10 protein-coding genes and 1 pseudogene are annotated in these 7,512 nt (G+C 61.4%); all 11 read right to left on the bottom strand.

The features are described 5' to 3' along the window. Positions 1-244: 244 nt before the first annotated feature. Entirely contained in the window at positions 245-1,504 is a 1,260-nt protein-coding gene (murA, locus tag Q0562_RS00420; protein ID WP_298639684.1) for a UDP-N-acetylglucosamine 1-carboxyvinyltransferase, read from the bottom strand. Beyond that, complete coding sequence (locus Q0562_RS00415; RefSeq protein ID WP_298639682.1) at positions 1,504-1,725, bottom strand: BolA/IbaG family iron-sulfur metabolism protein; 222 nt, start codon at positions 1,723-1,725, stop codon at positions 1,504-1,506. Before Q0562_RS00415 ends, murA begins: the two co-directional genes overlap by 1 nt. Next, positions 1,710-2,021, bottom strand: coding sequence for an STAS domain-containing protein (locus tag Q0562_RS00410; RefSeq protein ID WP_298639681.1), 312 nt, complete (start codon positions 2,019-2,021; stop codon positions 1,710-1,712). The genes Q0562_RS00415 and Q0562_RS00410 overlap by 16 nt, the downstream gene beginning before the upstream one ends. Beyond that, positions 2,018-2,638, bottom strand: a complete 621-nt coding sequence (locus Q0562_RS00405) for a phospholipid-binding protein MlaC (protein WP_298639679.1) — start codon at positions 2,636-2,638, stop codon at positions 2,018-2,020. The genes Q0562_RS00410 and Q0562_RS00405 overlap by 4 nt, the downstream gene beginning before the upstream one ends. Next, positions 2,635-3,135, bottom strand: coding sequence for an outer membrane lipid asymmetry maintenance protein MlaD (gene mlaD, locus Q0562_RS00400; protein WP_298639678.1), 501 nt, complete (start codon positions 3,133-3,135; stop codon positions 2,635-2,637). The genes Q0562_RS00405 and mlaD overlap by 4 nt, the downstream gene beginning before the upstream one ends. Before the next feature lies 1 nt (position 3,136). Beyond that, positions 3,137-3,928 carry a lipid asymmetry maintenance ABC transporter permease subunit MlaE gene (mlaE, locus tag Q0562_RS00395; protein ID WP_298639677.1) on the bottom strand — a complete coding sequence of 264 codons (792 nt, stop codon included), beginning with the start codon at positions 3,926-3,928 and terminating at the stop codon, positions 3,137-3,139. Beyond that, the gene (locus Q0562_RS00390) at positions 3,925-4,728 is read right to left on the bottom strand and encodes an ATP-binding cassette domain-containing protein (protein ID WP_298639676.1); all 804 of its coding nucleotides are present in this window, start codon (positions 4,726-4,728) and stop codon (positions 3,925-3,927) included. Before Q0562_RS00390 ends, mlaE begins: the two co-directional genes overlap by 4 nt. After that, positions 4,725-5,201 (bottom strand): EVE domain-containing protein, encoded by a 477-nt coding sequence (locus tag Q0562_RS00385; protein WP_366144663.1) that lies wholly within the window; start codon positions 5,199-5,201, stop codon positions 4,725-4,727. The genes Q0562_RS00390 and Q0562_RS00385 overlap by 4 nt, the downstream gene beginning before the upstream one ends. A 176-nt stretch (positions 5,202-5,377) precedes the next feature. Next, positions 5,378-6,271, bottom strand: a complete 894-nt coding sequence (locus Q0562_RS00380; protein WP_298639674.1) for a transferrin-binding protein-like solute binding protein — start codon at positions 6,269-6,271, stop codon at positions 5,378-5,380. Between the two features lie 246 nt (positions 6,272-6,517). After that, positions 6,518-7,213, bottom strand: coding sequence for an L-ribulose-5-phosphate 4-epimerase (gene araD, locus Q0562_RS00375; RefSeq protein ID WP_298639672.1), 696 nt, complete (start codon positions 7,211-7,213; stop codon positions 6,518-6,520). Continuing rightward, positions 7,207-7,293: pseudogene (locus tag Q0562_RS13690) on the bottom strand (hypothetical protein); the annotation flags it as partial. The pseudogene Q0562_RS13690 and the gene araD, both read right to left, overlap by 7 nt. Between the last annotated feature and the right edge of the window lie 219 nt (positions 7,294-7,512).

The raw sequence follows: 7,512 nt of genomic DNA, 5'->3' as shown, positions 1-7,512 counted from the left end.
GATTTAAATCAACATACTATGCTGACTCCTCGCGATGCGGAATATATAAGCGGCGTAAATACTGGGCTCACCAAGCGGCGTAATTGCTGGTTTTTATCTCCCCCCCCTTCCGGCCTTCGGCCACTTTCCCCCGCAAGCGGGGAAAGGAATTTGTTCATGTCAAGCGGTGTAAATACTGATTTTGCCAAGCAGCGTAATCCCGCCAAAGGTGGGGGAAGAGCGCACAGTTGTGCCGTTCGGTGGCTTATTCCGCTGCGCGGATGCGGCGGATGTCGGCACCGAGCGCGCTCAGTTTTTTTTCGATGGCGTCGTAGCCCCGGTCGAGGTGGTAGATGCGGTCAATGGTGCTTTCGCCTTCGGCAGCGAGGGCGGCGAGGACGAGGCAGGCGCTGGCGCGCAGGTCGGTCGCCATCACCGGCGCACCGCTCAGTTTGGCGACGCCGCGCACGGTGGCGGTATGGCCCTCGATGGTGATGTCCGCGCCCATGCGCGCCAGTTCGGGGACGTGCATGAAGCGGTTTTCAAAGATGGTTTCGATGATGGTCGCGCTGCCTTGGGCGACGGTGTTCAGCGCCATGATTTGCGCCTGCATGTCGGTCGGAAAAGCGGGAAACGGTGCGGTGCGGATGCTGACGGCGCGCGGGCGGCCGCGCTGCACGAGGCGGATATGGTCGTTGCCGCGCGTGATTTCCGCACCTGCCGCTTCGAGTTTTTCGAGGACGGCTTCGAGCAGGTCGGGGCGGGTGTGGCGGGTGGTGATGTCGCCACCGGTGATGGCGACGGCGATGAGGTGGGTGCCGGTCTCGATGCGGTCCGGCAGGGTGGTGTAGCGCGCGGGTTTGAGGGCGGACACACCTTCGATGGTGAGGGTGGTGGTACCGATGCCGCTGATTTTCGCCCCCATCGCGTTCAGGCAGTGGGCGAGGTCGCTGACTTCGGGTTCGCAGGCGGCGTTGCCGAGGATGGTGGTGCCTTCGGCGAGGACGGCGGCCATCAGCAGGTTTTCGGTGCCGGTAACGGTAACGACGTCCATCAGATAGCGGTTGCCGCGCAGTTTGCCGCCGGCTTCGATGTAGCCCTCGTGGATGTCAATGTGCGCGCCGAGTGCCTCCATGCCCTTGATGTGCTGATCTACGGGGCGGGCACCGATGGCGCAGCCGCCCGGCAGGGAGACGCGCCCCTGCCCGAAGCGGGCAAGCAGCGGCCCCAGCACAAGAATGCTGGCGCGCATGGTTTTGACGAGGTCGTAAGGCGCTTCGGGGTTGGTGATGTCGGTCGCATCCACCGTAACCTGATTGTCGCCGGTGAAGGCGGCCTTGGCACCCATCGCGTTCAGGACTTTGATGAAGGTGTGTACGTCGCGCAGGCGGGGGACGTTGTCGATGACGGTTTCGCCGGCGACGAGCAGGGTGGCGGCGAGGATGGGCAGGACGGCGTTTTTCGCGCCGCTGATGGCGACTTCGCCGTTAAGCGGTATGCCGCCGCGTATTTTCAGCTGTTCCATCAGGCGACCTCGGTTTTCAGGGCGACGGCGTGGATTTCGTTGCTGCCGAGGATGTCGCCGAGGGCGTTCATGACGAGGCGGTGCTGTTCGAGGCGGCTTTTGCCGGCAAAGCCCGCCGAGCGGACGTGGGCGCTGTAATGCACGCCATCGAAGGTGGTGAGCGAGATGTCGGCGTCGGGCAGGACGGCCTTGATGCGGGCGGTGATCAATTCTTCTTGCATGGGGCGGGTTGGCTCATGGTGGGCAGGTCGATTTCGTAGAGGGCGAGCAGTTCGTTGAGGCCGGGCGGTAGATGTTGCCAGACGGTGCGGCGCTGTTGCCGCTGCGCCTGCCCCGCCAGCCAGACGAGGGCGGCAACGCCGATGCTGTCGGCCTGTTGCAGCGCCTGCCCGTCCACGGTGAGAGTGTCGGGCAGGGTTTCGTCGCGGAAGGGAATGCCGTCGAGGCTGCGGGCGGTAAGCGCGGCGTGCAGGTGCAACACACCGTCGTGCAGGGTGCCGAGGGCGGCGAGGGTCATTTTTCGTCGCCCTTCATGGTTTTGATTTTGGCGATGAGTTTGTCCAGCCCGCCCTGGTTGATTTCGCTGTCGAAGCTGTTGCGGTAGCTGGACAGGATGGAGACGTTTTCAAAGGAGACGTCGTAGATTTTCCACTGGCCGTTCTTGAAGCGCAGGCTGAAGACGACGATGGCCTGCTTGCCGTTTTTGTCGCGCACCTGGATGCGGGTGTCGGTGCGCTGGTATTTGTCCACCGGCGTGGCACTCAACACTTTCACCGCTTCTTCGACCGGCGTACCGGCGTAATTTGTCCAGCCGCGCGAATAGACGCGCACCAGAAGATCGCGGAAGGCGGCGGTGAAATCGGCTTTTTGCTGCGCGCTGGCATCGCGCCAGTGGCGGCCGAGGACGACTTGCGACATCAGCTCGAAATCCATGTAGGGCAGGACTTCGCTGCGGATGAGGTCGCTGAATGCGGCGGGGTCGCGCTGATAGCGCGCCTGGTTGGCGTTCAGGCTGGTGAAGACGGTTTTCGCCTGCTGCTCGACGAGGGCGCGCGCGTCGTCGGTGGTCGGTTGTGCAGCGAAGGCGGCACAGGCGGTGGCGCCGAGGGCGAGGGTCAGGAGGAATTTTTTCATGGTTTTTGCTCCGGTGTGGGGGTGTTGCCGCCATCGTCTTTGGCGGACATTTGCGTGACGAACTGCTGAATCAGCTTCTCCAATACCATAGACGAACCGGTGTAGCGAACCGTATCACCATTTTGTAAGGTCTCCGGATCGCCGCCGGGGACGATGCCGATGTATTTCTCGCCCAGCAGCCCGGCGGTGAGGATGTCGGCGCTGCTGTCGAGCGGCAGGCGGTCGTATTCGCCGGAGATTTGCAGGGTGACGGTCGCCTTGAACGCCTCCTGGTCGTAAGCGATGCTTTTCACTTTGCCGATTTGCACCCCGGCCATGCTGACCTTGGCGTTTTTCGACAGACCGCTGATGTCGCCGAACTGCGCCACCAGTTCATAGGGCTTGTGCAGGCGGAAGCCACGCGCGTTGCTCGCCTGCAAGGCAAGGAAGACGATGCCGGCGAGCGCCATCAAGACAAAGACGCCGACGGAGACGGATACACTGCGATTCGATTGCACTTCAACCTCCAAACATCATCGCGGTCAGGACAAAATTCAGCCCGAGCACGGCCAGCGACGACATCACCACGGTGGTGGTGGTCGCATTTGCCATGCCCCGGGCGGTGGGCGGGCAGCTGAAGCCCTGATAGACGGCAATCGCCGCACACACCCAGCCAAACACCAGGCTTTTCAGCAACATGCCTCGGGCGATGTCGCTCATAAAATCGACGCTGTTCTGCATGCCCGACCAGAAGACGCCGTCATCCAGGCCGAGATAGACGACGCCGACCAGATGCGCGCCGAGAATGGCGACGGCGACGAACAGGATGGTCAGCAGCGGCAGGGCACAAAGCGCGCCGAGAAAACGCGGCACGCCGACCTGGGCGACGGGTTCAATCGCCATCATCTCCATCGCCGCCAGTTGCTCCGTCGTCTTCATCAGGCCGATTTCGGCGGTAATCGCCGAACCGGCGCGCCCGGCGAAGAGCAGCGCCGCAACCACCGGCCCCAGTTCGCGCATCAGCGACAGCGCCACCATCGGCCCCAGCGACTGCTCCGCGCCGAAACGCACCATCGTCGTGTAGGCCTGAAACGACAGCACCATGCCGACGAACAGTCCGGCGACGAGAATAATCGGCAGCGACAGCACGCCTGCGCCGTAAGTGGCACGCAGCGTCAACAGCGGCTTGCGCAGCAGCACCGCGCAGTGGCGCAGCAGAAGCAGGGCGAACAGCGAAAAATTGCCCAACGCGGCGAGACAGCGCAGCGTCGTCGCGCCGACGGCGGCGAGAAAATCCACAACAACCTTCACTTCACCCGCTCCAATAATTCCGCCGCATAATCGGCGGCGGGATAATGATAGGCCACCGGGCCGTCCGCTTCGGCGTGCATGAACTGGTGCACCAGCGGGTCGGTGCTGGCATACACCGCCGCCGGGGCGGCATTGGCGAGCAACTTACCGCCTGCGAACAGCAGAATGCGGTCGGCAATCCGGCTCACCTCCGCTACATCGTGCGAAACCACGAAGCTGGTCATGCGCAGGCCGTCATTCAAGTCGCGCACCAGGCGGGCGAGGACGCCGAGCGAAATCGGATCCTGGCCGGTAAACGGTTCATCATAAAACATCAACTCCGGGTCAAACGCGATGGCGCGCGCCAGCGCCACCCGCCGCGCCATGCCGCCGGACAATTCCGACGGCATCAGCGCTGCCGCGCCGCGCAGGCCAACGCGCTGCAACTTCATCGCCGTAACTGTATCAATCAGCTTGCGATCCAGCCGCGTCTTCTCGCGCAGCGGAAAAGCGACATTCTCGGCGACGGACATATCGGAAAAGAGCGCGCCGGACTGGAACAACATGCTCATGCGGCGGCGCAGGCGCATCAACGCGGCGCGGGGCAACGTCGGCACTGCCTCGCCCAGCACCTCGACCGTGCCGCTGTCGGGGCGCAACTGCCCGGTCAGCAGGCGCAACAACGTCGTCTTGCCCGCGCCGGACGGCCCCATCACCGCCACCACCTCACCGCGCGGAACGGCAAAACTCACATCGTCAAAAATCTTGCGCGCACCGCGCGAGAAGGTGAGGTGCTCGACGCGGACGACCGTATCCGTCATGCCCTGCCCTCCCCTGCCCCGGCGAGTGCCAGCACTACCTGCCAATGCGCAGGCGAAACCGGCATCACCGATAAACGGCTACCCTTCCGTACCACCGCCATATCGGCCAGTGCCGGCACCGCTTTCAGCTGTTCCAGCGCGATGATGCGGCGGAAGGCGCGCACAAATTTCACCTCGACCAAATCCCAGCGCGGCGCATCCACCGTCGCCTTCGCGTCGAAATAACGGCTTTCCGGGTCAAACTGCGTCGGGTCGGGATACGCCGCGCGGACAATCTCGACAATGCCGACGATGCCGGAGGGACGGGCGTTGGAATGATAAAAAAACGCCTGATCGCCGACCTGCATCTGCCGCATGAAATTGCGTGCCTGGAAATTGCGCACACCGTCCCACGGCTCGGTCTGCGCGGGACGGCGCTGCAAATCGGCCAGCGAAAAATTGCCGGGCTCGGATTTCATCAACCAGTAATTCATATGTGAGCGGACTACAAAGAGGCCGCGCATCATAGCATGCGCCAGAAACGGGCATAAGCGGGCGGTGTCCTGCCGGTCACCCCATAAACGCCTCAAAAAAAGGACCGGATCCCATCAAGAACCCGGCCCTTCCCACCACCCGTTGTGGCTATGTGGTGTCTGGTGTGGTTGCGTCTTTATGGCTGTTTTTTGGCACCGAAGGCACCGGTAAATTCACTTATATCGGGATTGGTGGTGGGTTTGCTGTACACCCCGCTAATTTCTGCGCCCCCCGTGCCATAGAAACCGCCCCGGGTTTCCACGCCATTCAGCGTGCCACGAAATGCGCTGTTATCAGCGGAATCCAATTGTGCCGCCAATTTGACGGGATCGGTTCTGCCATCAACGCTTATCTCGCCCGTTAATGACTTGTTGGCGAAATTAACGATAAACGACGAAGTTCCCCGCTTAACGCTGTCTTGCGCGGTGTCATAATGTGCGGCTTTACCCACATATGAGAAGCTGCCCGTAGTCGGCACAGTGACGCGTGCAGTGTTGGCTTCGTCATTGGCAGGCAGGGAGAAACTGGCAACTTTTCCACCCGTTCTGGTATCGACAATGACGCCGTAGCGGGCATAACTCAAATCCATGCCCACCAATCTTTTGTAAGAATTCACCACATCGGTTGCATAAAAGCCGTCGCTACCGGCTTGCGCGCCCGGCAGCAGGATTGGCACTTCTACGCCTCCAACGCGGATCTTTTCATACGATTTGAGGTTATCGGTATTGTTGTTGCCGTTATTGTTGTTGCCGTTATTGTTGTTGCCGTTATTGTTGTTGCCGTTATTGTTGTTGCCGCTGTCGTCCTGACTGGTGTTGTCATTGGTATTGTTATTGATCTGCACGATCCACGGCCCCCTTGTTGACGGGGCGGACGGGGCAGCACTGGACTCTGTCGGCGTAATGTTGGCAGGGCGCGGAGGCGTGGGGTCAGCCGCAGTCTTGTTATCATTGTTGTCATTACTGCTGCCGCCGCAGGCGGTAAGGATGCCGAGGGTAACGGCAGCGGTGAGAAGGTTCCGGTATTGCATGAATAACTCCGTGTGTTGATAGGGTTTGGAATAGCCGTCCATTACGGGACGGTCATATTCTAACACTCTGTTCATGAAACGGCACACTGCCTTGTATGGAAAAGTCTTCGGCTACGACGAAGGCGCGCTACTACCGCCCGCAGCAGCATCTGCCGGTTTTCATCAGGCGGCGGGGGACACGGGACTTCGTCGCTGTGCCGCCTGTCGCATGAAAAACCCCGCCGCAGCGGGGTGTTGTGTTATGGATTATTGCCCGTAGTAGGCGTTCTTGCCGTGTTTGCGCAGGTAGTGCTTGTCGAGCAGTTCCTGCTGCATGTCGGGGACGGCGGGGTTCACCTGGCAAGTGAAGAGGTTCATGCAGGCGATTTCTTCGAGGACGACGGCGTTATGCACGGCGCTGTGCGGGTCTTTGCCCCAGGCGAAGGGGCCGTGCGAGTGGACGAGGACGGCAGGCACGTCGTTCGGCTCGATGCCGCGTTCGCGGAAGGTTTCGACGATAACGCGGCCGGTCTCCCATTCGTATTCGCCCGCGATTTCTGCCGGCGTCATGCGGCGGGTGGCTGGGATGGCGCCGTAGAAGTAATCGGCGTGGGTGGTACCGAGCGGCGGCAAGTCGCGGCCTGCTTGCGCCCAGATGGTGGCGTGGCGCGAGTGGGTGTGGACGATGCCGCCGATGTCGGGGAACTGGCGATAGAGTTCGAGGTGGGTCGGGGTGTCGGAGGAGGGTTTTTTGCTGCCTTCGACGGTTTTGCCGCTGGCGAGGTCAACGACGACCATGTCATCAGCGGTCATCACGCCGTAGTCCACACCGGAGGGCTTGATGACGACGAGGCCGCGCTCGCGGTCGATGCCGCTGACGTTGCCCCAGGTGAAGACGACAAGACCGTGGCGCGGCAGGTCGAGGTTGGCTTTGAGTACGTCGGCTTTGAGTGTTTCTAGCATGTGAATCCTCCTTTTTGCATTTGTTCTTCAATCCAGCGGCGGGCATGGATGATTTCGGCGACGGGTTCGGCGGATTTTTCCGCTTGTTCCGCCTCTTTGCCTCGTCCCCGCAGACAGGAAGGGCTTTGGGGGTCGTATATGCAGGAAACGGTCAATATTTCAGGGGTGGCGTTTCGGGACGTTTTGCAAGAGTTGTTGCAACTCTGCTTTCCAGTGTTTGGCTTGCATTACGGTGCTGTGGCCGCGGGTGTTTTCGCTGGCGGGGATGAGGTATTCGCGCCCGTGCGGGATGCGCGAGA

It is taken from the genome of uncultured Cardiobacterium sp., assembly GCF_938028825.1.
Lineage (GTDB): Bacteria > Pseudomonadota > Gammaproteobacteria > Cardiobacteriales > Cardiobacteriaceae > Cardiobacterium.
The sequence above is the reverse complement of the archived record's forward strand: the minus strand, read 5'-3'. Positions and strand labels throughout refer to the sequence as shown.